Origin of the sequence: Yersinia similis, assembly GCF_001053095.1 — a bacterium.
GTDB lineage: Bacteria > Pseudomonadota > Gammaproteobacteria > Enterobacterales > Enterobacteriaceae > Yersinia > Yersinia similis.
Genome location: NZ_CGBP01000045.1, coordinates 1 through 22828 on the forward strand (window position 1 = coordinate 1; position 22828 = coordinate 22828).

Sequence of the window (22828 nt, forward strand, 5' to 3'; positions counted from 1 at the left end):
CCTGCCTGTCACGCAGGGGGTCGCGGGTTCGAGCCCCGTCCGTTCCGCCACCCTAATTAGGGGCGTAGTTCAATTGGTAGAGCACCGGTCTCCAAAACCGGGTGTTGGGAGTTCGAGTCTCTCCGCCCCTGCCAGATAAAAAACCCTTCGCGAAAGCGAGGGGTTTTTTATTTTGAGCCCTATAAAAATTGATGCCCTTTCCTCATTGGCTTAATACCTTTCTCTATTCTCTTTCCTCATTATAATTTAACGATTTTTATAATATTTTGGTCATCCCAAATATCACCTCAGTAGTACACAGATTCAGCCTAATACGCATGCCCAGATCGCTTGAGTAGACGTTGTAGAGTTGTGCTATAAGCCCCCATGTAGAGCCTCCTGGCGCTTGAGGCGGGACGCTGTACCGATTTATTGTGGTACTTGCTACTACGAGGCAAGAAAGCCCTCTGTTCACGTGATCGACTTGTGGTTGTCACCCCGTTGTATTTATTACGTCACATATAAGACATGGCATCTAATATGCTCAGTTTTCTGGACATTCTTGCTATTGATTCGCTCAGTTAAGGCGGTTCTAGAACCCAAGTATTCTGTCTCTTTGGCAAGAATTATGACTTTTCATCGGTACAACCGCCTTTACTAACCGGGTTGCAGTATGTTGGTATTCTAGTTCGGGAGCGAGCCGGTTATTGGTGTTATTCCGGGGCGATAATATTCATATTTTCATTTTATTTACTGATAAAAATGATGTCTTCTATCGTTTATAACTTCTCTTATTAGTCATCTTTATTTGTTGGTTTCTTATAAATATGTAAATGGTAACGTTCCCAACATATGTCTATTTGGCTGAATCTATGTACGAAATGATTGTTATTCTGTGGTGTGACGCCGCTCATTATTACTTTCACCAATTGTACTAAAACTAGTTAACATTTTAGCTATCTAGGAAGCTCACCTTAAAAAATAGTATGTGCTTTTAGCACAACATTATTCGCAAATTGGCCGAAATTCAGGGTGAAAACCAGTCTGAATGATCATCTTAGCTATTCTCAGGAATGGTAATGAGTCAGCGGCTTGACGATGACAAATGAAGTGAGGAGAGAAATATGTACAGGCGTTTACTGTTAGCAGCAGCTGTAACAGCGGCAATGTGTAGTGCAGTTCAGGCAGTTCCGTTAGTTGTCGGTTTTTCTCAAATTGGTTCAGAATCCGGTTGGCGCTCTGCGGAAACCAAGGTTGCGAAACAAGAAGCGGAAAAGCGCGGGATAACACTCAAGATCGCGGATGCTCAACAAAAGCAAGAAAACCAAATAAAAGCCGTGAGATCTTTTATTGCTCAAGGTGTTGATGCGATCTTTATCGCACCTGTAGTCGCTACCGGTTGGACGCCAGTCTTACAGGAAGCGAAAGAAGCCAAGATACCGGTATTCCTGCTTGACCGTATGATTGAGGTGAATGATCCTTCTTTGTATACGGCGGCAGTTGCCTCTGACAGCGTATATGAGGGGAAAGTTGCGGGTGAGTGGCTATTGAAAGATGTCGCAGGAAAACCCTGTAATGTTGTTGAATTACAAGGCACTGTTGGTTCAAGTGTGGCAATTAACCGCAAGAAAGGCTTTGCTGACGGGATAGCTTCGGCACCTGGTGTGAAGATAATCCGTTCTCAGTCAGGAGATTTCACGCGCAGTAAAGGCAAAGAAGTTATGGAAAGTTTCATTAAAGCGGAGCAAAACGGTAAAAATATTTGCGCGGTCTATGCGCATAATGACGATATGGCGATTGGAGCCATTCAGGCAATTAAAGAAGCAGGTTTAAAACCTGGTTCAGATATTAAAATCGTTTCCATCGATGGTGTTCCTGATATTTTCAAAGCAATGAGTAGTGGTGAAGCAAACGCTACCGTTGAGTTAACGCCTAATATGGCCGGCCCTGCTTTAGATGCATTAATTGTGCTCAAGAAGGACGGTACTCAGCCACCTAAATTTATTCAGACAGAGTCCCGCTTGCTCCAGCCAGATACGGCTAAACAGGAATATGAGTTGAAGAAAAGTCTTGGTTATTGATTCAGATGGCGGGGCTTGCCCCGCCTGCTTTTATCACCTGTATTTGGTCAATATCTGAGTTGTTTTTGAACGTGGGTACATCTGATGGAAATATTGTTAGAAGTCCGTGGCTTATCTGTTGAGTTTCCTGGTGTTAAGGCATTGGACTCCGTAGATTTTTCTCTGCAGCGCGGTGAGGTTGTTGCGTTATTAGGAGAGAATGGCGCAGGAAAATCGACATTAATAAAAGCGTTAACCGGGGTTTATAAACGATCCGCCGGTGAGGTGCTGTTGGACGGTAAGGCTATTTGCCCTATTGATACCGCGGATGCCCAACTTATGGGTATTGGTACTGTCTATCAAGAGGTCAATTTACTGCCGAATATATCTGTTGCTGCGAATTTATTTATTGGCCGTGAGCCGCTACGTTGGGGGCTAATTGATCACAATAAAATGAATCAGCAAGCAGCAAAATTGCTGACGGGTTATGGTTTAACGTTAGATGTTCAGCAGCCTTTGGCTAATTTCTCTATTGCAATACAACAGATTGTAGCAATCGCCCGCGCTGTTGACCTTTCCGCGAAGGTGCTGATCCTGGATGAGCCTACGGCAAGTTTAGATGCTAAAGAAGTCAGTATGTTACTGGATATCTTGTGCCAGCTACGGGACCAGGGTATCGGTATGGTTTTTGTGACCCATTTTCTCGATCAGGTTTATCGAATCAGTGATCGCATTACAGTTTTGCGAAATGGCAAGCTCGTCGGTACCAAAACTGTGGCAGAACTTCCCCGGATTGAGTTAGTGCAAATGATGCTGGGGCATAGTTTTGATGAGCAATTACTGAAACGTGGCGAACACAGTGTTACTAATAATAATCCATTGGTTGAGTTTAAAAACTATGGCCGACGGGGTGTGGTAGATAATTTTGATTTGTCTGTTTTTCCTGGTGAAATTGTCGGGTTGGCTGGGTTATTAGGTTCGGGACGAACTGAAACAGCACAGCTAATTTTTGGCATAACGACACCTGATGCTGGGGAAGCCAAAATACAAGGCAAGCCTGTTAAAATTAGAACACCACGTAAGGCATCAAAATTTGGTTTTGGCTACTGTCCAGAAGATCGCAAAACAGATGGTATCGTTGGTGTGGCAACCGTACGGGAAAACATCATTTTAGCCTTACAAGCGCAGCGTGGGTGGCTGAGGCCCCTTTCTATGCGTGAACAGACACAAATTGCAGAAGATTTTATCCAGCAACTGGGTATTCGTACCCCAGGCCCTGAGCAGCAAATTCAATACCTCTCCGGTGGAAACCAACAAAAAGTATTACTTGCCCGCTGGCTTGCCACTAAACCTAGATTTTTAATTTTAGATGAACCGACCCGTGGTATCGATGTAGGTGCTCACGCCGAAATTATTCGGTTGATCGAAAAACTGTGTGATGAAGGGTTGGCGCTGTTAATTATTTCTTCCGAACTAGAAGAATTGGCGGGTTACGCTGATCGGGTCATTGTTCTTCGTGATCGTCGGCATGTTGCTCAACTCAATCACGATGAGATTTCCGTTCCTGCCATTATGCAGGCGATCGCGGTGCAATAAGGGGTGGTTTCATGGGAAATAGGAGCCTGTCAATGACACAACGACCGCGCAAAGTGAAATGGGTTTTGCCGAAAGGTGCGACACAATTTGGCGCACTGGCAGTTATTTTATTGATTGATAGTTTGGTCGCACCGCATTTCTTCTCTATCCATATTCAGGATGGCCGGCTGTTTGGCAGTATTATTGATATTTTAAATCGTGGTGCCCCCGTTGCTTTATTGGCGCTGGGAATGACATTAGTCATTGCGACGGGTGGCATTGATTTATCGGTCGGTGCGGTCATGGCTATCGCCGGAGCAACTGCCGCGACGTTGACCAGTGCGGGATACCCGTTCATGACGGTGTTAGCGCTGTCACTCGCTGTTGGGGCGCTATGCGGCTTGTGGAATGGTTTCTTAGTGGCGGTATTACAAATTCAGCCAATTGTTGCCACGCTGATGTTAATGGTCGCCGGGCGTGGAATCGCTCAGCTTATTACTGAAGGGCAGATTGTTACTTTTGATAGTGGCGGTTTGGCAACGCTTGGTAGCAGTACGCTGATGTATTTACCCATGTCAGTGGTTATCGCATGTAGCATGTTAATTCTCGTGTGGTTGCTAACCCGTAAAACGGCGCTTGGGTTGTTCATTGAGTCAGTTGGTATCAACTTACGATCTGCTCGGAATGCAGGAGTGAGTACCCGTTTAGTGCTGATCGCCGTTTATGTGATTTGTGGGGTGTGTGCTGCGGTGGCGGGTATTATTGTGACCGCGGATATTCGTGGTGCTGACGCGAACAATGCGGGTTTATGGCTGGAGTTGGACGCGATATTGGCGGTGGTTATCGGTGGTGCATCGTTGATGGGCGGACGTTTTAATCTACTACTTTCCGTTATCGGCGCTTTAATTATTCAGGGTATGAATACTGGGATTTTACTTTCTGGTTATCAGCCAGAGTTTAATTTGGTGCTTAAAGCCGTTGTCGTGCTGGCCGTATTAGTTGTGCAATCCCCCATGATCTCATTGAGCCATCTCTTCCAGAGGCGAAAATAATGTTAAAGCGTAATGTTCCCTTGCTGATTACTATCGCCGTTTTTATTCTGGGATATGCTTTCTGTCTGAGTCAGTTTCCCAGTTTCTCGTCCTCACGAGTATGGTGTGATTTACTGACTGATAATGCTTTTCTTGGCATTGTGGCTGTTGGCATGACTTTCGTTATTTTATCGGGTGGGATCGATTTATCTGTCGGCTCGGTTATTGCTTTTACCGGTGTGCTGCTGGCTAAGTTAATTGGTACCTATGGTATTCACCCAGCCTATGCCTTTGCTGTCGTCTTAGTTATGGGCGCAATGTTTGGTGCGTTGATGGGGTGGATTATTGACTCCCTGAAACTTCCAGCGTTTATCATTACTCTGGCAGGGATGTTTTTTATCCGTGGTATGAGTTTTATCGTTTCTGAAGAGTCGCTGCCTATTAATCACCCTATATATGAAACTTTGGCTAATTATGCCTGGCGTGTTCCTGGTGGTGGGCGATTTACGTTGTTAGCATTTATTATGCTAATGGTTGTGGCCTTTGGCATCCTTCTGGCCCATCACACACGCTTTGGTCATAATGTCTATGCGATTGGCGGTAACAGCGTCTCTGCGGGGTTGATGGGTGTCCCGGTCAGGAGAACGACGATTAAAATTTATATGCTATCCAGTACATTGGCTGCATTATCAGGCATTGTTTTCTCTCTCTACACGTCTGCGGGCTATGCGTTGGCAGCCAGTGGTGTTGAGTTAGATGCTATTGCTGCAGTTGTCATTGGTGGCACATTACTGGCGGGCGGTATCGGCACGGTATTTGGTACGTTGTTCGGTGTGTTAATTCAGGGCCTGATACAGAGCTATATTACTTTCGACGGCACACTCAGTTCGTGGTGGACCAAAATTGTGATTGGTATTTTGCTCTTTAGCTTTATCGTGATTCAGAAAGCGATGAGCGCTTTTTATCTCAACCGTAGATCACGCCCTCAGTCATCGCCGCTTACTCCCGTGTAACGCTCTGGGTAGCGTTATTCATGGGGGTTTTTAAGAGTTGTCTGATCAATGCTTGCTGGTCACTGTTTTGCAGCCAAACGGCATACAGTGGCCGCACGATCGGTGGAATATCAGGATGAATGACAAGCTGTGGGTACTCTTTTTGCCAATGTTCAGGCAGGAAAGCGCAACCGCCAGTCGTCTCAAGCAACTGGCGGGTTAAATGGGCAGAGGTCGTTGTGAGGATTGGTGCCTGTTCACTATCAAGCAACCGGTTTTCCTGCTGATGGAAATCAGCCCCCCATTCAAGTTTGATATAAGGCACTTCACTTGCATTTTTATGCTCGTTCGGGGTGTCATCTTCTTTTGGTAAATCAAGGGAGATCGACGAATAAAGCCGCAGTGAAAAATGGCCTAATAGCAAGCTGGCCAGTTCATCCATTTTGGGCGGTTCTGTCGTGATCAGCAAATCCAGTTGCCGTTCGTGCAACTGCTTCACCAGTGAGTTTCTCAGCGCAATGCGCGCTTCAAGACGCAGTTCCTCTCGTTGTTCATATAACTGTTGCAACCATGGAGTGAGGTACGCCTCCCAAAGGGATGCGGTTACACCTATGGATAACTCAGTGTGTTGTAGCGAATGTATGACTTCTTTTTTGGCTAATTGCCAGGTATTCAGCAGCATTTCTGCGTACGGAACCAGCCGTTCACCCGCAGGAGTGAGCCGAATATTATTACGATGCCGAGTGAATAAGTTTGCACCTAATTGATTTTCCAACTGACGGATGCGGAAACTTATCGCCGACTGCGTTAAGTACAGAGATTCCGCTGCGCGCCCAAAGTGACGAGTTCTACTGACCTCTAAAAAGGTTTTCAGTAATTCGGTATCCACACCATCTCCAATTTTTTTTATCGTTAGGATTTAAATGTTTTGTTTTACACGATGTCAAGCCTATCTAATACTCCGCGCCATAAACAGCACGACCATGAGAGAATTAGGAGCGTGTCAGATGGCGGATAGCTTCATCACGACCAATCGTTTTTTTGATAATAAACATTATCCTCGCGGGTTCTCGCGTCACGGCGATTTCACCATTAAAGAGGCGCAATTACTAGAGCGCCATGGCTACGCTTTCAATGAGCTTGACTCAGGTAAACGTGAGCCAGTAACGGAAGAAGAGCAACTGTTCGTTGCTGTTTGCCGTGGCGAGCGTGAACCGGTCAGTGCCGAGGAAAAGGTCTGGTCCAAGTATGTGATCCGGACTCGTCAGCCTAAACGTTTCCATACCCTGTCTGGCGGTAAGCCGCAGATGGATGCTGTGGAGGATTATACCGATAGCGACGATTAATCCCCCTGCGTACTTGAAGCTGCAGGGTTGTTAGCTGCGTGCACTCACCCGAATCACTTACTGATGTAAGCTCATCGGGATTCGTTTACTGGCTGCCTACCTGCAACTCCAATTACTTTGGATAAACCCTGCGTACTTGGTGCTGTAAGAGAGTTAGCTGCGTGCACTCACCCGAATCACTTACTGATGTAAGCTCATCGGGATTCGTTTACCTGTCGGTGGTTAGTTAAGTATTGGGGGGCTTTGGCCCCCTTTGTTACATCAGGCTTTTGTGTAACTGCAACAGCAGGCGATCCATACAGCGATAGCTCAGTGCCTCTGAAAGATGACATTTTTGGATAGCCTCTTCTTGTGCCAAGTCGGCAATGGTTCGTGCCACTTTCAAAATATGGTGCCAGGCACGTACTGATAGGCCGAGCGTCAGTAAAACCTGCTCGAGAAACGCGGCATCTTCAGGTGCTAAATAACAAAACTCAGCCACCTCTTTGCTGGTGAGCTGCGTATTTATCTTCCCCGCCCGGTCCATTTGCCTCTGTCTGGCCTGTAACACTCGTTGCTTGACTGTTGTGCTACTCTCCCCCTGATTTTTCTGCGCACCCAGCATACCGGCTGGCAGTAATGGCACTTCTATCGATAAATCGAATCTATCGAGAAATGGCCCGGACAATTTGGCTAGATAGCGCAAAATTTGCTGTGGCGGTGTGCGGTTATGAACACCTTGATAGTGGCCACTGGGGCTGGGATTCATCGCTGCAATAAGTTGCACTTTAGCTGGAAAACAGATTTTGGCTGCTGCGCGCGAGATAATAATTTCGCCAGATTCCAACGGTTCGCGCAGTGAATCCAGCACCCGGCGTTCAAATTCAGGTAGTTCATCAAGAAATAACACACCGTTATGGGCCAGTGATATCTCACCGGGGCGGGGTATGGAACCGCCGCCAATCAGCGCTGCCATCGATGCGCTATGGTGTGGGGCACGAAAGGCCCGGCAACGCCATTGGGTTGGTAGTTCGTTGCTATGAAGTAATCCGGTGATCGCCGCTGCTTCCAATGCTTCCTGATCGGTCAGAGGAGGCAATAACCCGGTTAGGCGGGTTGCCAGCATCGTTTTACCGGTACCCGGTGGCCCGAGCAACAGTAAGTTATGCCCACCTGCCGCCGCGATTTCTAACGCACGTTTAGCCTGTGATTGACCAATGATGTCGTGTAAATCAAGGTGGTTATCCGATGAGGGCACCGGTTCGAAGGGCTGGCCCTGTGCGAGGGTATTTTCGCCTTGCAAGAAACCACATACCGCTAATAAATGATCTGCGACCCAGGAGTTACCTTGTGGGATTAGGCCAATTTCAAGACCATTGGCAGTGGGAAGGATTAACTGACGGTTAGCTTTGCTACAGGCGAGTGCTGCTGGAATTGCGCCGCTAACGCGCCTTAACGCGCCGGATAGGGCTAATTCACCCAGGAACTCATAGTGCGCTAATTTATCCGCAGAGATCTGTTCTGAAGCCGCTAAGATGGCTAAAGCAATGGGAAGGTCATAGCGACCACCTTCTTTTGGCAAGTCTGCCGGTGCCAAGCTGACGGTGATCCGCTTAGCGGGAAAATTAAAACCGCTGTTAATTAATGCGCTACGAACCCGATCTCGTGCTTCTTTGACCGTTGTTTCGGGTAAGCCGACCAATATCAATCCGGGTAATCCATTGCTGATATGAACTTCTACCGCGACAGGAGGGGCTTGAATGCCCAATGTTGCGCGAGTATGAATGGTTGCCAGTGACATTATGCTTTCCTTTGCCGTCATGCGTCCTGACGCACGATACTGCTCCGTGGGGTGTTTTTATTTTTATGTTCTCAGTATGGCGATACATGAGAACCCAAATAGAGTGCCTCATGCTTCCCTTCAGTACACAAAAAGATGTTCAATCTGCGGAAGTTCACGAGAAGTTTCGTTGCAATAAACACATCAAAATTAAAAACTGCGATGGGGTGCGCAAAAAAGACCGAACGGCGGACATGGGTTTTACTGATTGATAATTAAAATGTTTATGGCATTTTGCGTGTATGTTCACAAAATAATAAGTTAAATAAATATTGTCAGGCAACCAATAACTGTGATAACTCTGTAGGTATTCGTTCGACACTAGATAGATGAACAACCTAATTATGAAAGCAATTTTTCAAGTGATTAACCTAGTCCTAATTAGCGTGGTGGTGATTATTATCCCACCGTGCGGGGCTGCACTTGGACGAAGAAAGGCATAAAAATCAAGCCTTAATCTCAAGAGAACCCCCGCACCGAAAGGTCCGGGGGTTTTTTTATTGGCAAGTTAAAGGACGTGGGGAGCATAAAATGCACAGCAGAATAAAATCCTGTTCCTCTCGGAAAAGGTCGGGGAAATAACTATGAATGGTGCTCAGTGGGTGGTTCAGGCGTTGCGTGCGCAGGGCGTTGATACGGTATTTGGCTATCCAGGCGGGGCGATCATGCCTGTCTATGATGCGTTGTATGATGGTGGTGTTGAACATTTACTCTGCCGCCATGAGCAAGGTGCTGCCATTGCTGCTATCGGTTATGCACGTGCAACCGGCAAAGTTGGGGTGTGTATCGCCACTTCTGGTCCCGGAGCGACTAACCTGATCACCGGTCTGGCGGATGCTTTACTGGACTCTGTGCCGGTGATAGCTATCACCGGTCAGGTTGGATCGGCCTTAATCGGTACTGATGCATTTCAGGAGATCGATGTGCTGGGGCTATCACTGGCCTGCACCAAGCACAGTTTCTTGGTTGAGTCATTGGATGCGTTGCCAGAGATTATGGCTGAAGCGTTTGCTATTGCTACCAGTGGCCGTCCTGGGCCGGTGTTAATTGATATTCCCAAAGATATCCAGTTGGCGGTGGGGGAGTTAACTCCACACTTGAAGCCAGTTGAAGAGCATTCCGTTGATTCTGCCGCTGAGTTACAACAAGCTTGGGATATGCTGGCGAACGCACAGAAACCGATGCTGTATGTTGGGGGGGGTGTCGGCATGGCGCAGGCGGTACCTGCCTTACGTGATTTTATCGCTATGACAGGGATCCCGGCGGTTGCTACCCTGAAAGGGCTGGGTGCGCCAGATATCGAGCACCCTTGTTATCTGGGTATGCTGGGTATGCACGGTACTAAAGCGGCGAATTTTGCCGTACAGGATTGTGATTTATTGGTAGCGGTTGGTGCACGGTTTGATGACCGCGTAACCGGTAAGTTGAATACGTTTGCATCGAAAGCAAAAGTTATTCATATGGATATTGACCCGGCTGAGCTGGGTAAACTGCGTCAGGTTCATGTGGCATTACAGGGCAATCTAAACGTGTTGTTGCCTGCCTTACAACAGCCGTTAAATATTCAACCGTGGCGTGATGAAGTGATGGCGCTGAAACAGCAACATTACTGGCGTTATGACCACCCTGGCCAGGCGATTTATGCCCCGTTATTACTGAAGCAGATCTCTGAGCGCAAAGCCCCTGAAACGGTAGTGACTACGGATGTGGGCCAGCACCAGATGTGGACTGCACAGCATATGAACTTTACCCGCCCGGAGAATTTCATCACTTCCAGCGGGTTGGGGACCATGGGCTTCGGAGTGCCCGCCGCGGTAGGTGCTCAGATGGCCCGCCCTGATGATATGGTTATCTGTGTCTCTGGCGATGGCTCCTTTATGATGAATGTGCAGGAGTTGGGCACGATAAAACGAAAACAGTTGCCGCTGAAAATCGTTTTATTGGATAACCAGCGGTTGGGGATGGTTCGGCAGTGGCAGCAATTATTCTTCGATGGGCGTTATAGCGAAACCAATCTTTCTGATAACCCCGATTTTATCACTCTGGCCAGCGCTTTTGATATCCCCGGCCAACGTATCACCCGTAAAGACCAAGTCGATGCCGCTCTGGATGTGCTGTTTAATAGCGAAGGCCCTTATCTGCTCCAGGTTTCCATCGACGAACTCGAGAACGTTTGGCCGTTAGTGCCGCCAGGCGCAGGTAATGAAACCATGCTGGAGAAAATCTCATGATACAACATCAACTCTCGATCCAAGCCCGCTTCCGCCCTGAAATGTTAGAGCGTGTCTTGCGCGTTGTGCGGCACCGCGGCTTTCAGGTCTGTGCTATGAATATGTCACCAATGATTGATGCTGAGAATGTTAATATAGAATTGACCGTTGCCAGCCAGCGCCCTGTCGATCTGCTGTCTTCTCAGTTGAGTAAGCTGATGGATGTCGCCTGTGTCGAGATCCTGCAACCTAATACATTACAGATACGCGCCTGATGCGCCACAAGGAAAGAAAAGAATGACGAAGAAAGCTGATTACATTTGGTTTAACGGCGAAATGGTTCCGTGGGCAGAGGCTAAAGTTCATGTGATGTCTCACGCGTTACACTACGGAACGTCAGTCTTCGAAGGTGTTCGTTGCTACGAATCCCATAAAGGCCCGGTGGTTTTCCGTCACCGTGAGCATATGCAGCGTTTGCATGATTCCGCTAAAATTTATCGTATGCCCGTCTCCCAGTCAGTGGATGAACTGATGGAAGCTTGCCGTGCCACGCTGCGCAAAAATAATCTGACCAGTGCTTATATCCGCCCGTTAGTCTTTATTGGTGATGTTGGCATGGGTGTGAATCCACCGGAGGGTTATAACACTGATGTGATCATCGCCGCTTTCCCATGGGGTGCTTATCTGGGTGCAGAAGCCTTGGAGCAAGGCATTGATGCGATGGTGTCATCATGGAACCGTGTTGCACCAAATACCATCCCAACGGCGGCGAAAGCAGGCGGTAACTACCTTTCATCCTTGCTGGTGGGCAGTGAAGCACGTCGCCACGGCTATCAGGAAGGGATTGCGCTGGATGTTCATGGTTACCTGTCTGAAGGTGCCGGTGAGAACCTGTTCGAAGTAAAAGATGGCATCCTGTTCACACCACCATTTACCTCGTCTGCCCTGCCGGGTATCACCCGTGATGCCATTATCAAGCTGGCGAAAGATATGGGGCTGGAAGTGCGTGAGCAAGTGTTGTCACGTGAGTCTCTCTATCTGGCCGATGAAGTGTTTATGTCCGGTACTGCAGCCGAAATTACCCCGGTACGCAGCGTGGATGGTATTCAGGTTGGTATTGGCAAACGTGGCCCGATCACGGCCAAAATTCAACAAGCGTTCTTCGGCTTGTTTACCGGTGAAACCGAGGACAAATGGGGCTGGCTGGATCAGGTTAATCCATAAAATACCCTGCGTACTTGTCGTTGCAGCGGTGTTAGCTGTGCCATTCGCTTGTTAGCTGGCTGCAACTTCAGGTTCTTTGAGTACAACAGAAATCGTCAGTAGGTGGTTCGCATAAAAGACATCTGCAACACGCAATCTATTTGCGACACACATTGATTTGCAAAATAAAAACGCGGAGTGAAGAGACAATGCCTAAGTACCGTTCCCATACCACCACCCATGGCCGTAATATGGCCGGCGCCCGCGCACTGTGGCGCGCAACCGGTATGACCGATGATGACTTCGGCAAACCGATTATTGCGGTCGTTAACTCCTTTACCCAATTTGTACCGGGCCACGTACATTTGCGCGATTTAGGCAAGCTGGTCGCGGAGCAAATTGCAGCCTCTGGCGGTGTGGCTAAAGAGTTCAACACCATTGCAGTGGATGATGGTATCGCGATGGGCCACGGTGGCATGCTCTACTCTCTGCCATCGCGTGAATTGATCGCCGATTCCGTTGAGTACATGGTTAATGCCCACTGTGCGGATGCCATGGTGTGTATCTCTAACTGCGACAAAATTACCCCAGGGATGCTGATGGCGTCTCTGCGCCTGAATATTCCGGTGATCTTTGTGTCTGGTGGCCCGATGGAAGCTGGTAAGACCAAGCTGTCAGATAAAATCATCAAGCTGGATTTGATCGATGCCATGATTCAGGGCGCGAATCCTAATGTGAGCGATGAAGAGAGCGCCCAGATTGAGCGTTCTGCTTGCCCGACCTGTGGTTCTTGCTCCGGTATGTTTACGGCTAACTCAATGAACTGCCTGAATGAAGCGCTGGGTCTGGCGTTGCCGGGTAACGGTTCATTGTTGGCAACCCACGCTGACCGTAAGCAACTGTTCTTGGATGCGGGTAAACACATTGTTGCCTTGACCAAACGTTATTATGAACAAGATGACGTCAGCGCCTTGCCACGCAACATCGCGAATAAAGCGGCCTTTGAAAACGCCATGATATTGGATATCGCCATGGGCGGTTCCACGAATACCGTATTGCATTTGCTGGCGGCGGCGCAGGAAGGTGAAATTGATTTCAGCATGACCGATATCGATCGCCTCTCCCGTAAAATTCCACATTTGTGCAAAGTGGCCCCGAGCACTCAGAAATACCATATGGAAGATGTGCACCGTGCGGGGGGGGTCATTGGTATTTTAGGTGAGTTGGATCGCGCTGGTCTGCTTAACCGCGATGTCAGTAACGTGTTGGGGCTGAATCTGACACAAACGCTGGAAGCCTATGACGTGATGTTGACCCAGGATGAAGGCGTGAAGCAGATGTACGCCGCAGGCCCAGCCGGTATTCGTACCACTAAAGCGTTCTCACAGGATTGCCGTTATCCGTCACTGGATACCGATCGCGAAGAGGGTTGTATCCGTACCCGTGAACATGCCTACAGCCAGGACGGTGGTTTAGCGGTGTTGTACGGTAATATCGCGGCAGACGGCTGTATTGTTAAAACTGCGGGTGTCGATAAAGACAGCCTGACGTTCCGTGGCCCGGCGAAAGTATTTGAGAGCCAGGATGATGCGGTAGAGGCGATCCTCGGTGGTAAAGTTGTGGCGGGTGATGTGGTTGTTATCCGTTATGAAGGGCCAAAAGGTGGGCCGGGTATGCAGGAAATGCTCTATCCGACCACTTATCTGAAATCCATGGGGTTGGGCAAGAGTTGCGCCTTACTGACCGATGGCCGTTTCTCTGGCGGGACATCCGGTTTGTCTATCGGCCATGTGTCTCCAGAAGCCGCCAGTGGTGGGTTGATTGGTTTGGTACAAGATGGCGATTTCATCAATATCGATATTCCGAACCGTGGCATTGTCCTGGATGTTAGCGAAGCTGAACTGGCTGCTCGCCGTGAAACTGAAGAAGCGCATGGCGATGCGGCATGGTCACCGAAGGGCCGTGAACGTCAGGTCTCTTATGCCTTACGCGCTTACGCGATGTTAGCAACCAGCGCCGATAAAGGCGCGGTGCGCGATAAAAGTAAGCTGGGAGGCTAAACACCCATGGCAGTTTCGCAACCCTTATCTGCTGCCCCCTGTGGGGCAGAATATCTGCGGGCGATATTACGTGCGCCGGTGTATGAGGTGGCGCAAGTCACCCCGTTACAAGTGATGGAGAAAATCTCCTCGCGCGTGGGTAATACCGTTTTAGTGAAGCGTGAAGATCGGCAGCCGGTGCACAGCTTTAAGTTGCGCGGTGCTTACGCGATGATCTCCAGCCTAACGGAAGAGCAGAAAGCCTGTGGCGTCGTCACGGCTTCTGCGGGTAACCATGCTCAAGGCGTGGCGCTTTCTGCCCATAAAATGGGGATTAAAGCGCTGATCGTCATGCCCGTTGCTACTGCAGATATTAAAGTTGATGCGGTACGTGCTTTTGGCGGCGAGGTACTGCTGTTTGGCGCTAATTTTGATGAAGCCAAAACCAAAGCTATCGCGCTTGCTCAAGAGCAGGGCTACACCTTTGTGCCACCGTTTGACCATCCGGCGGTGATTGCCGGGCAGGGGACGCTGGCGATGGAGTTACTGCAACAAGATGCCCATCTTGATCGGGTTTTTGTCCCAGTGGGCGGCGGTGGGCTGGTGGCCGGTGTGGCGGTGCTTATCAAGCAATTGATGCCACAGATTAAAGTGATTGGTGTTGAAGCCGAGGATTCTGCCTGTTTGCGGGCCGCGCTGGATGCGGGGCAGCCGGTCGATTTGGCGCGTGTCGGGCTGTTTGCCGAGGGCGTGGCAGTTAAGCGTATCGGTGACGAGCCTTTCCGCCTGTGTCAGGAATATCTGGACGATGTGATCACCGTTGACAGCGATGCTATCTGTGCCGCAGTCAAAGATCTGTTTGAGGATGTTCGCGCCATTGCTGAGCCTTCTGGTGCGTTGGCGTTGGCGGGCCTGAAAAAATATGTGCAGCAGCATAATATTCAGGGCGAGCGTCTGGCACATGTGCTTTCTGGTGCAAACGTGAACTTCCATGGTTTGCGTTATGTGTCAGAGCGTTGCGAGTTAGGTGAGCAGCGTGAAGCCCTGCTGGCGGTGACTATTCCAGAGCAAAAGGGCAGTTTCCTGCGTTTCTGTGAATTACTGGGTGGCCGTGCGGTAACGGAATTTAACTACCGTTACGCCGATGCTGAAAACGCCTGCATTTTTGTTGGGGTACGTTTGACTCGTGGTTATGCTGAGCGGGTTGAAATTCTTGCTGAATTGCAGGACAAAGGTTATCAGGTGGTCGATTTATCTGATGACGAAATGGCGAAACTGCATGTGCGTTATATGGTTGGTGGGCGGCCCTCGAAACCACTGCGTGAGCGTCTGTTCAGCTTTGAATTCCCCGAGTCACCTGGCGCTTTACTGAAATTCCTGCATACGTTGGGCACTCACTGGAATATTTCTCTGTTCCACTACCGCAGCCATGGCACAGATTTTGGCCGGGTATTGGCGGCATTTGAGTTGTCGGCTACCGAACCGCAATTTGAAGAGCGCTTAGCGGCTCTGGGCTACTATTGCCACGATGAAACGGATAACCCGGCGTTTAAGTTCTTTTTAGCGGGTTAATCGCGATGCATACCCGTCGTACTTTAAGCTGCAGAGGTGAACGAAAGCAATTAGCACATATGCAGCTTGGCGTCTGACGGGTATATCACTTCCGCTGTTCAGATGATCAAATTATATAAGAGATGAAATTTTATTCGCGTTTCATTTTAACGATTTCGCCATTTTTTAACTGATATATGCCACTATCAAAAGTAAAAGACATTACGTTATTTTTGTTATTACTTATAATGATAAGTGAGTTTTTATCAATGCAGTTCTTACTGGATTTCATATTATAAAAACATAATCTGTCATATTTTCCTTCCTCTTTATAACCGTCACCAAAATCCCAAAATATTACGGTGTAAAAACCATCTGATGCAGGTTTTGGAATGCTGTATTTGGCTTTCAGTATATCCCTATTTTCTAGCCACCAGTTTATTTTACCTTTATCAGTGAAAGGAAAATTTCTCACTAAAACATCACTGTAATTATTTCTCTGATGAACGGAGATAATTTCCACCGGATGCCGTGACACCCAAAAGAAATAACCTAGAAAAATGCTGCTAATCAGTAATAGCGCACAGAGAGTCTTTTTACTTTTTGCTTTCATTACGGCCCCCGGTAATCTCACTCGCGCTTGATTTTAATTATCTTGCCGTTATCATTTAGTGAGTATCGTCCCTCATAAGTAATAAATAATATACGGTCATTATTGATGCGCCTTACAGAGAAAACTGAATTTTTATCTATACAATTCTTATCAGTTTTCATATCCTCAAAACATCGTCTATCGTATTTCCCTTCCTCTTTATAGCCATCACCAAAATCCCAAAAAGTGATAGAAAAAAAGCCATCAGGGGCAGGGTTAGGAATATTGTATTTGTCTTTTAATCTACTTTTATTTTCTAACCACCAATTTATTTTACCTTTGTCAGTAAAAGGAAAATCTCTCACTAAAACAGCACTAAAATTCCCGTCCTTATGAACAGCGACAATTTCCACCGGGCGCAGCGATAACCAGAAGAAATAACCCAGTAAAATGCTGCCAAGCAGTAATAGCGCGCAGATGATTTTTTTACTTTTTGCTTTCATTACGGCCCCCGGTAATCTCAATTGTGGCTTCCATATTAGTCATAAATGGCTTGAAACCAAACTGGTTGAACCGTTGGAGGACAAACCATATGCGGAAGAAATGGAACCGGTTAAACTTGGTATTCTTAATATCATTATTATCCAGCCCGAAGTGATCCTGTATTTTGTAATGCACCATCGCACGATAACGGTCATTGGCGACCTGCAATGATTTTATCGTGATATCCGTGGCCCAGGTATCGTGAACAGTGATCCCCATTCCATTAAAGTTATCCTGAAATCTATCAAATTTTGGAAGTTTACTATCAAGGATAGCGATTCTGATATCTTCTTTTTTTTCTGCCCGATACAACTTATTTTTCCAATCAATTTTTTCACTGAAAGCATCTTTGATAATCTGTAGTGAACTATTTTCAGTCCTATCACTCAGTATTTGCTCTTTCAATGCGGCATCTAAAGACAGATCCCGAAACGGTGTGCCGTTGCCATTCTGCATATGGTCGATCATTTTTTCGATCAGGTGTTTATATGGGCCATAAAAAGCAAAACTTCGTGATTCGTGGCGAAATTCATTAAAGAGGATCCTGACACATTCCTGCCGTGTTATCTTTTTGCTCTCAGGATTTTTATCATAAGCATAACCATAAGGCATGGGCTTTAGCTGTTGGAACAACGTTAGCGTGTACGGGTTAACCTTGCTTGAAATATTATGCAGATTAAAATCTGTTTTTAACTGTGTTGCGCTTAGATCACCACACCGCATATCATCGGCACCGTAATCATCCATACGTTTTTGGGTTTTAAATACAGTACAGGGAAAATATAACGCCTGTACCGTTGATTTGGTGGTTTCTGACATAATATAAATTCCTTTTATGTTGTTAACGGCTTCCAATATCCCTTATCAGGCCGCAGGCCACTCGGCGGGATAATTTTTATAAAGACCGTGCAGTTTTCTATTTACAGCGTTCCAATGCAAGAGTAATCCCTTCATTTATAGAATATTCAAAACTTTCCTACAAACGTGTATGCCTAGATCACTTGGGTTGTAGGAAGGGGGTAAGCGATTCGGGGATTACGTGGTAATGATTTTTTAATTAAACGACGACTTTCTCTCTCAACTAATGGATTAAGTATGGTTGTATTATTTATTTGTCTTTTCAATAAACGTAGAAAAAATCAAGACACGCTATAATTATAACAATCCCCAAAATGCATCAATCAACGGCTCTTGGAGCCGTTTTTTCGGTACACAAACCCCCAACTCAAATGGCTCGACTAACGAGACATCATCTAGCAGAGAAATACGGTTACGGACTGGCTCCGGGCTGTTATCCACCACTACCGACGGGATCAGGGCGACACCGCAACCCAATGCCACCATGGAAACAATCGCTTCATGGCCGGACACCGTGGCATAAATCAATGGGTTAGTTATACGCTGGCGACGGAACCATAAATCGATACGTTTTCGTGACGGCCCGTGTTCCGGCAAGATAAATGGGATCGTCGCCCAATCCGGTTTTTCAACCGCCACTTGCGAACGCACCGCACACGGCAGTGCAGGGGCAATCAATACTAATGGGATTTCACCAATCTGGGTAAAGGCCACGCTGGTGGGGAGTACTTCAGGGCGACCAGCGATCCCCAAATCAGCCTCATTGGATTGCACTTTATTGACTGCATCGGCGGCATCACCCGTGGTGAGTTTAATTTCAACCAACGGATGGCGTGCGCGAAAGCGGTCCAGAATCGGCGGCAAGTGGCTGTAAGCGGCGGTGACGGAGCAAAATAAGCGCAGTTCACCGCTTAGGGAAGGACCGTGCTGGCCCAATGCATGGAGCAACTGTTGATATTGTAAGAGGGTTTGTTGGGCAAACGCCTTTAATTGGTTACCCGCATCGGTTAATTGCACGGTGCGGTTATCGCGTAAAAACAGGGGCTGGCCGATAGTCTCTTCCAGCCGCTGGATCTGGCGGGAAAGCGTAGAGGGACTGACGTGCATAGCTTTGGCCGAGCGCCCAAAATGGCGGCTTTCAGCCAGATGCAGAAATACTTTCAGGTCACGTAAATCCATCACAGACAGCCTCTTGGTTGAGATGATGTAGTGTATTGCATAAGAAATCGGGTGTATTGCAGAAACTGCAATATCACATTGTTAATATATCAATTTCCGCAATGTGTTTCCTGTCATATAGTGAATCCAAGATGAATCCCCAGCTCAGACAGGGGATGTGAAAAAAACACAACGTATAACGCAAAACACAACATTAATTTGCAGCCATCAAAATAGTCATTCGCTGTAGTAAAAACGGCGCTGACAGGACTCAACGTCACTGGCTGCAATCACCACATAAAACACGAACGGAGTAATACCATGGCTAACTATTTCAACACATTGAACCTGCGTCAGCAGTTGGCGCAATTAGGTAAGTGTCGCTTTATGGCACGTGACGAATTTGCCGATGAAGCCGGCTACCTGAAAGGCAAAAAAGTGGTGATTGTCGGTTGTGGCGCACAGGGCCTGAACCAAGGGTTGAACATGCGTGACTCCGGCCTGGATGTCGCTTATGCCCTGCGTAAAGAAGCGATTGCCGAGAAGCGTGCTTCATGGCGTAAAGCGACCGAAAATGGTTTTAAAGTAGGCACTTACGAAGAATTGATCCCACAAGCGGATCTGGTGGTTAACCTGACGCCAGACAAGCAGCATTCTGCCGTGGTTAAGGCGGTTCAGCCTCTGATGAAAGAGGGCGCAGCACTGGGTTACTCGCATGGTTTCAACATTGTTGAAGTGGGTGAGCAAGTGCGTAAAGACATCACCGTGGTGATGGTTGCGCCGAAATGCCCTGGTACCGAAGTTCGTGAAGAGTACAAACGTGGTTTTGGTGTGCCGACGCTGATTGCGGTTCATCCAGAAAACGACCCTAAAGGCGAAGGCATGGCGATTGCTAAAGCCTGGGCCGCGGCCACTGGTGGTCACCGTGCGGGTGTACTGGAATCTTCTTTTGTTGCCGAAGTGAAATCTGACCTGATGGGCGAGCAAACTATCCTGTGTGGTATGTTGCAGGCGGGTTCACTGTTATGTTTCGACAAGTTGGTTTCAGAGGGTACTGATGCTGCTTACGCTGAAAAACTGATTCAATTCGGCTGGGAAACCATCACCGAAGCGCTGAAACAAGGCGGGATCACGCTGATGATGGACCGTTTGTCTAATCCAGCCAAACTGCGTGCGTATGCATTATCTGAACAGTTGAAAGAAATTATGGCGCCATTGTTCCAGAAACACATGGACGACATTATTTCTGGTGCGTTCTCCAGCGGCATGATGGCTGACTGGGCTAACGATGACGTTAAGTTGTTGAACTGGCGTGAAGAGACCGGCAGAACGGCTTTTGAAAATGCGCCGCAGTTTGAAGGCAAGATCTCTGAGCAGGAATATTTTGACCACGGCGTACTGATGATCGCTATGGTAAAAGCGGGAGTTGAGCTGGCATTCGAAACCATGGTGGATTCCGGCATTATTGAAGAGTCTGCTTACTACGAATCTCTGCACGAGCTGCCGTTGATTGCCAACACTATCGCCCGTAAGCGTCTGTATGAAATGAACGTGGTTATCTCTGATACCGCAGAATACGGTAACTACTTGTTTGCTAATGCAGCGGTGCCGTTGCTGAAAGAGAAGTTTATGGATTCCCTGCAAGCCGGTGACCTGGGTAAAAGTATCCCAGGTTCGGCGGTAGATAATGCACAACTGCGTGATGTGAATGAAGCCATTCGCAATCACCCAATCGAAGCCGTTGGTCATAAACTGCGTGGCTACATGACAGATATGAAGCGTATTGCTGTTGCTGGCTAATAACCGACTTTAGTTTGTGATTTTATATTGAGCCTCCCTGTAAAAAGGGGGGATTTTTTATATGCACTTTAGCAGGCAATACGTAAAGTATAATTGCCGAAACCCCAGGGTGGGGTAAGAATATTAGGTATTCCAACGGGGGCGATAGGCTTATCCAGCAAGCAATCCGACCACATCCCATGCTTTATTACGAACCTGAATTTTTAGGTTCGCTCCGCCAGATTAACTGCATTTTATAGTGATAAAAAATTATTAAAATAATCCTATCACGGCCCGAAAAAACTCTTGTAAGGTGTTAATCGTGGTTAAACACATCGCATAGAATATCGTTTTTAATTTCCCTAAATGGGATGAGTCACATCTGAGGAAAATAAAATTTTTAATTGGTGGCGGTCTTTTTATTGCTGCTACCGTTAGTTATTTGCAGAGCGTCTCCCAAGGAAAACGGTAACTTACTCTTCTTTGTTATATTTTGGGGTAATGTAAATATTCTATTTATCTATTGTAAAAATGCAATGGCGTGAAATAAGTCGCCAGTTAAAAATCGCAGAAAATTTTATTTAATTATGTATCACGCAATAAAATATCTCATTGGAGATGTATAAAAAATTAATTTGATAATAAATCAATGTTTGGAGGTGTGAGCAGTTAAATATAGTTATGAATAATATTATTGGTAGAGATGAAAATTAAATAAGGAAATAACGTATGAGAAATGGAAATGAATCGAGTCGCTCAGACAGTATGACCGTGAGCGGGAGTCGGCCTAGCGGTGTTCATTGGGGCGGTGGACGCGGAAATAATGGTGGGGGGGATCGTCACTCCTCCCATAAGGCGGTCAACAAACCTAAGGTTGATCTACTGAAAACACCAGAAATGCAGGCTTATATGGCCGTAGGCGGTATGCCCGCAGTGATAACATTAATTGATAATGTTTGGGGAATAACCTTAACCAGGCATTCCGTGATGTCATTCCTGGAAACCAATTTATCGCGTGTGGGGGCCTGGGCGATGCGCACCAGTCCTATCGGGGTTGCAGTTTTGGGTATGATGCCGTCAAAAATCGCCCTGGATCCACCTATAGGACATTACTTCACCACACCAGCTCTGCCTGCCAATAGGGTGACAGACACGCCAAAAGAGGCATTACAAGTAGCCACGGATGTTGCGGTTAATGTACGGATAAGTGATGTGACTGACGCGGGAGTGCAACACGCGGTTTTACACAAAACTCCCGTTGCAATACAACGAATTCCCGTGGTTAAGGCTATCGCGACGATTAGGCCCAATGTCTTTACTGTTGCGGTTCCGGGTATCACCCCGATGCATATTAGTGTGGTTGATACAATCGCATCCGAGAATGAAGCAAAACTCGTAGCCCCTACCGGAAAACCCACCGTCACCCCGATTGAGAGTACGCCTGTCAGGGAGTTTAGTCTCCCGGAGGGGCGTCATACTCATGATGCAATCATTGTTTTTCCGGACAGTGTAGATGTTGAGCCGATTTATCTTTCTGTTATTCGAATAACCAGTACGCATGAGATTCGGCAGGAGGCATACAACACATACGAAATAGCCAAAACCGAGCGAGAAGTGGCTGAACGAAATAGAGTGCAGAAGAAACCGTTTGGCTCATTTATAAAGGAAATGACGTTACAGAAAACATTGACGGATAGCCAAGTCGCAGAAACAGCGGCACATATTATCTTACTGGAAAGTAAGCTGACGTTACTGAGGCAAGAAGAAGGGCAGGCATGGCATCAACGTGAATACCTTATTCGTATACATGGCAATAAAAAATTTAAATACCTCCACGAAGTTCACGGGCTGAGGAAATTAGCGCAGGCTAAACAAGGAGAGATAGATGTTATTAATCAATCTATTGCCAAGTTAAAAATGGAAGAAATGGGCCTCTTAATACAGCAACAGCGTGTTAATGCCGATCTGGAGACAGCAAAGATCACAGAGCCGCAGCGAGTTGAGAATGCACGTTTAACCGCAGAAGCAGCAGAAAAGGCCGCGCGAGATCGCAGGATCAGTGAAGAGATAGCGGCAACAGAAGCAAAGCGCCA

At 47.3% G+C, this 22828-nt stretch carries 18 protein-coding genes, 1 tRNA gene and 3 pseudogenes; 16 read left to right on the forward strand and 6 right to left on the reverse strand.

The features are described from left to right. Positions 1-58: 58 nt before the first annotated feature. The 5 genes from AC971_RS20200 to yjfF all read left to right on the forward strand — a co-directional run bounded on the left by AC971_RS20200 (position 59) and on the right by yjfF (position 5658). Positions 59-134 (forward strand) — tRNA-Trp (locus tag AC971_RS20200). 969 nt (positions 135-1103) lie between these two features. Next, positions 1104-2060 (forward strand): galactofuranose ABC transporter, galactofuranose-binding protein YtfQ, encoded by a 957-nt coding sequence (ytfQ, locus tag AC971_RS20205; RefSeq protein WP_025382098.1) that lies wholly within the window; start codon positions 1104-1106, stop codon positions 2058-2060. Between the two features lie 84 nt (positions 2061-2144). Then, the gene (ytfR, locus tag AC971_RS20210) at positions 2145-3635 is read left to right on the forward strand and encodes a galactofuranose ABC transporter, ATP-binding protein YtfR (protein WP_025382099.1); all 1491 of its coding nucleotides are present in this window, start codon (positions 2145-2147) and stop codon (positions 3633-3635) included. 11 nt (positions 3636-3646) lie between these two features. Next, positions 3647-4666: a galactofuranose ABC transporter, ATP-binding protein YtfT gene (gene ytfT / locus AC971_RS20215; protein WP_025382100.1), complete on the forward strand. Its 1020-nt coding sequence runs from the start codon at positions 3647-3649 to the stop codon at positions 4664-4666. After that, positions 4666-5658: a galactofuranose ABC transporter, permease protein YjfF gene (gene yjfF / locus AC971_RS20220; RefSeq protein ID WP_025382101.1), complete on the forward strand. Its 993-nt coding sequence runs from the start codon at positions 4666-4668 to the stop codon at positions 5656-5658. The genes ytfT and yjfF overlap by 1 nt, the downstream gene beginning before the upstream one ends. Here the strand turns inward: yjfF and hdfR are convergent. Then, positions 5645-6526 (reverse strand): HTH-type transcriptional regulator HdfR, encoded by an 882-nt coding sequence (gene hdfR, locus AC971_RS20225; protein ID WP_025382102.1) that lies wholly within the window; start codon positions 6524-6526, stop codon positions 5645-5647. The genes yjfF and hdfR overlap by 14 nt on opposite strands. Positions 6527-6644: 118 nt before the next feature. Between hdfR and AC971_RS20230 the strand changes: the two genes are divergently transcribed. Then, complete coding sequence (locus AC971_RS20230; RefSeq protein WP_025382103.1) at positions 6645-6983, forward strand: MaoP family protein; 339 nt, start codon at positions 6645-6647, stop codon at positions 6981-6983. 256 nt (positions 6984-7239) lie between these two features. On the opposite strand, the gene AC971_RS20235 is transcribed toward AC971_RS20230, so the two are convergent. Continuing rightward, entirely contained in the window at positions 7240-8763 is a 1524-nt protein-coding gene (locus AC971_RS20235; protein ID WP_025382104.1) for a YifB family Mg chelatase-like AAA ATPase, read from the reverse strand. 383 nt (positions 8764-9146) lie between these two features. Here AC971_RS20235 and ilvL point away from each other — a divergent pair, with 383 nt between their 5' ends. The 6 genes from ilvL to ilvA all read left to right on the forward strand — a co-directional run bounded on the left by ilvL (position 9147) and on the right by ilvA (position 15826). Beyond that, positions 9147-9245 carry an ilv operon leader peptide gene (gene ilvL, locus AC971_RS23610; protein ID WP_071530659.1) on the forward strand — a complete coding sequence of 33 codons (99 nt, stop codon included), beginning with the start codon at positions 9147-9149 and terminating at the stop codon, positions 9243-9245. Between the two features lie 141 nt (positions 9246-9386). Next, positions 9387-11033: an acetolactate synthase 2 catalytic subunit gene (gene ilvG, locus AC971_RS20240; RefSeq protein WP_025382105.1), complete on the forward strand. Its 1647-nt coding sequence runs from the start codon at positions 9387-9389 to the stop codon at positions 11031-11033. Further along, positions 11030-11287, forward strand: a complete 258-nt coding sequence (gene ilvM, locus AC971_RS20245) for an acetolactate synthase 2 small subunit (protein ID WP_025382106.1) — start codon at positions 11030-11032, stop codon at positions 11285-11287. The genes ilvG and ilvM overlap by 4 nt, the downstream gene beginning before the upstream one ends. Positions 11288-11309: 22 nt before the next feature. Further along, positions 11310-12236 (forward strand): branched-chain amino acid transaminase, encoded by a 927-nt coding sequence (locus tag AC971_RS20250; RefSeq protein ID WP_025382107.1) that lies wholly within the window; start codon positions 11310-11312, stop codon positions 12234-12236. A gap of 188 nt (positions 12237-12424) precedes the next feature. After that, positions 12425-14275: a dihydroxy-acid dehydratase gene (gene ilvD, locus AC971_RS20255; protein ID WP_025382108.1), complete on the forward strand. Its 1851-nt coding sequence runs from the start codon at positions 12425-12427 to the stop codon at positions 14273-14275. 6 nt (positions 14276-14281) lie between these two features. Next, positions 14282-15826, forward strand: coding sequence for a threonine ammonia-lyase, biosynthetic (gene ilvA / locus AC971_RS20260; RefSeq protein ID WP_025382109.1), 1545 nt, complete (start codon positions 14282-14284; stop codon positions 15824-15826). A 130-nt stretch (positions 15827-15956) separates the two neighbouring features. On the opposite strand, the gene AC971_RS20265 is transcribed toward ilvA, so the two are convergent. The 4 genes from AC971_RS20265 to ilvY all read right to left on the reverse strand — a co-directional run bounded on the left by AC971_RS20265 (position 15957) and on the right by ilvY (position 18977). After that, positions 15957-16418 (reverse strand): DUF943 family protein, encoded by a 462-nt coding sequence (locus AC971_RS20265; RefSeq protein ID WP_025382110.1) that lies wholly within the window; start codon positions 16416-16418, stop codon positions 15957-15959. A 17-nt stretch (positions 16419-16435) separates the two neighbouring features. Beyond that, a complete protein-coding gene (locus tag AC971_RS20270) occupies positions 16436-16900 on the reverse strand; it encodes a DUF943 family protein (RefSeq protein ID WP_025382111.1) in 465 nt (154 codons plus the stop codon). Then, positions 16884-17759 carry a DUF3289 family protein gene (locus AC971_RS20275; protein WP_038402096.1) on the reverse strand — a complete coding sequence of 292 codons (876 nt, stop codon included), beginning with the start codon at positions 17757-17759 and terminating at the stop codon, positions 16884-16886. The genes AC971_RS20270 and AC971_RS20275 overlap by 17 nt, the downstream gene beginning before the upstream one ends. Positions 17760-18095: 336 nt before the next feature. Beyond that, complete coding sequence (gene ilvY / locus AC971_RS20280; RefSeq protein WP_025382113.1) at positions 18096-18977, reverse strand: HTH-type transcriptional activator IlvY; 882 nt, start codon at positions 18975-18977, stop codon at positions 18096-18098. A gap of 300 nt (positions 18978-19277) precedes the next feature. On the opposite strand from ilvY, the gene ilvC reads away from it, so the two are divergent. From ilvC to AC971_RS24515, 4 genes and pseudogenes are all read left to right on the forward strand, one after another. After that, a complete protein-coding gene (gene ilvC / locus AC971_RS20285) occupies positions 19278-20756 on the forward strand; it encodes a ketol-acid reductoisomerase (protein WP_011191486.1) in 1479 nt (492 codons plus the stop codon). Positions 20757-21500: 744 nt separating this feature from the next. Further along, positions 21501-22247 (forward strand): annotated as a pseudogene (locus AC971_RS23615) (colicin-like bacteriocin tRNase domain-containing protein); the annotation flags it as partial. A gap of 27 nt (positions 22248-22274) precedes the next feature. Beyond that, positions 22275-22463, forward strand: a pseudogene (locus AC971_RS24840) (hypothetical protein); the annotation flags it as partial. 198 nt (positions 22464-22661) lie between these two features. Next, a pseudogene (locus tag AC971_RS24515) lies at positions 22662-22828 on the forward strand (S-type pyocin domain-containing protein); the annotation flags it as partial.

What these genes read in the sequence shown, in the direction of transcription:
- AC971_RS20230 (WP_025382103.1), top strand. Translation starts at nt 6,645, where the DNA reads ATGGCGGATAGCTTCATCACGACCAATCGTTTTTTTGATAATAAACAT.
- ilvM (WP_025382106.1), top strand. Translation starts at nt 11,030, where the DNA reads ATGATACAACATCAACTCTCGATCCAAGCCCGCTTCCGCCCTGAAATG.
- AC971_RS20250 (WP_025382107.1), top strand. Translation starts at nt 11,310, where the DNA reads ATGACGAAGAAAGCTGATTACATTTGGTTTAACGGCGAAATGGTTCCG.
- ilvG (WP_025382105.1), top strand. Translation starts at nt 9,387, where the DNA reads ATGAATGGTGCTCAGTGGGTGGTTCAGGCGTTGCGTGCGCAGGGCGTT.
- AC971_RS20275 (WP_038402096.1), bottom strand. Translation starts at nt 17,759, where the DNA reads ATGTCAGAAACCACCAAATCAACGGTACAGGCGTTATATTTTCCCTGT.
- AC971_RS20235 (WP_025382104.1), bottom strand. Translation starts at nt 8,763, where the DNA reads ATGTCACTGGCAACCATTCATACTCGCGCAACATTGGGCATTCAAGCC.
- ilvL (WP_071530659.1), top strand. Translation starts at nt 9,147, where the DNA reads ATGAAAGCAATTTTTCAAGTGATTAACCTAGTCCTAATTAGCGTGGTG.
- ilvY (WP_025382113.1), bottom strand. Translation starts at nt 18,977, where the DNA reads ATGGATTTACGTGACCTGAAAGTATTTCTGCATCTGGCTGAAAGCCGC.
- ytfQ (WP_025382098.1), top strand. Translation starts at nt 1,104, where the DNA reads ATGTACAGGCGTTTACTGTTAGCAGCAGCTGTAACAGCGGCAATGTGT.
- yjfF (WP_025382101.1), top strand. Translation starts at nt 4,666, where the DNA reads ATGTTAAAGCGTAATGTTCCCTTGCTGATTACTATCGCCGTTTTTATT.
- AC971_RS20270 (WP_025382111.1), bottom strand. Translation starts at nt 16,900, where the DNA reads ATGAAAGCAAAAAGTAAAAAAATCATCTGCGCGCTATTACTGCTTGGC.
- ilvC (WP_011191486.1), top strand. Translation starts at nt 19,278, where the DNA reads ATGGCTAACTATTTCAACACATTGAACCTGCGTCAGCAGTTGGCGCAA.
- ilvD (WP_025382108.1), top strand. Translation starts at nt 12,425, where the DNA reads ATGCCTAAGTACCGTTCCCATACCACCACCCATGGCCGTAATATGGCC.
- AC971_RS20265 (WP_025382110.1), bottom strand. Translation starts at nt 16,418, where the DNA reads ATGAAAGCAAAAAGTAAAAAGACTCTCTGTGCGCTATTACTGATTAGC.
- ytfT (WP_025382100.1), top strand. Translation starts at nt 3,647, where the DNA reads ATGGGAAATAGGAGCCTGTCAATGACACAACGACCGCGCAAAGTGAAA.
- ilvA (WP_025382109.1), top strand. Translation starts at nt 14,282, where the DNA reads ATGGCAGTTTCGCAACCCTTATCTGCTGCCCCCTGTGGGGCAGAATAT.
- ytfR (WP_025382099.1), top strand. Translation starts at nt 2,145, where the DNA reads ATGGAAATATTGTTAGAAGTCCGTGGCTTATCTGTTGAGTTTCCTGGT.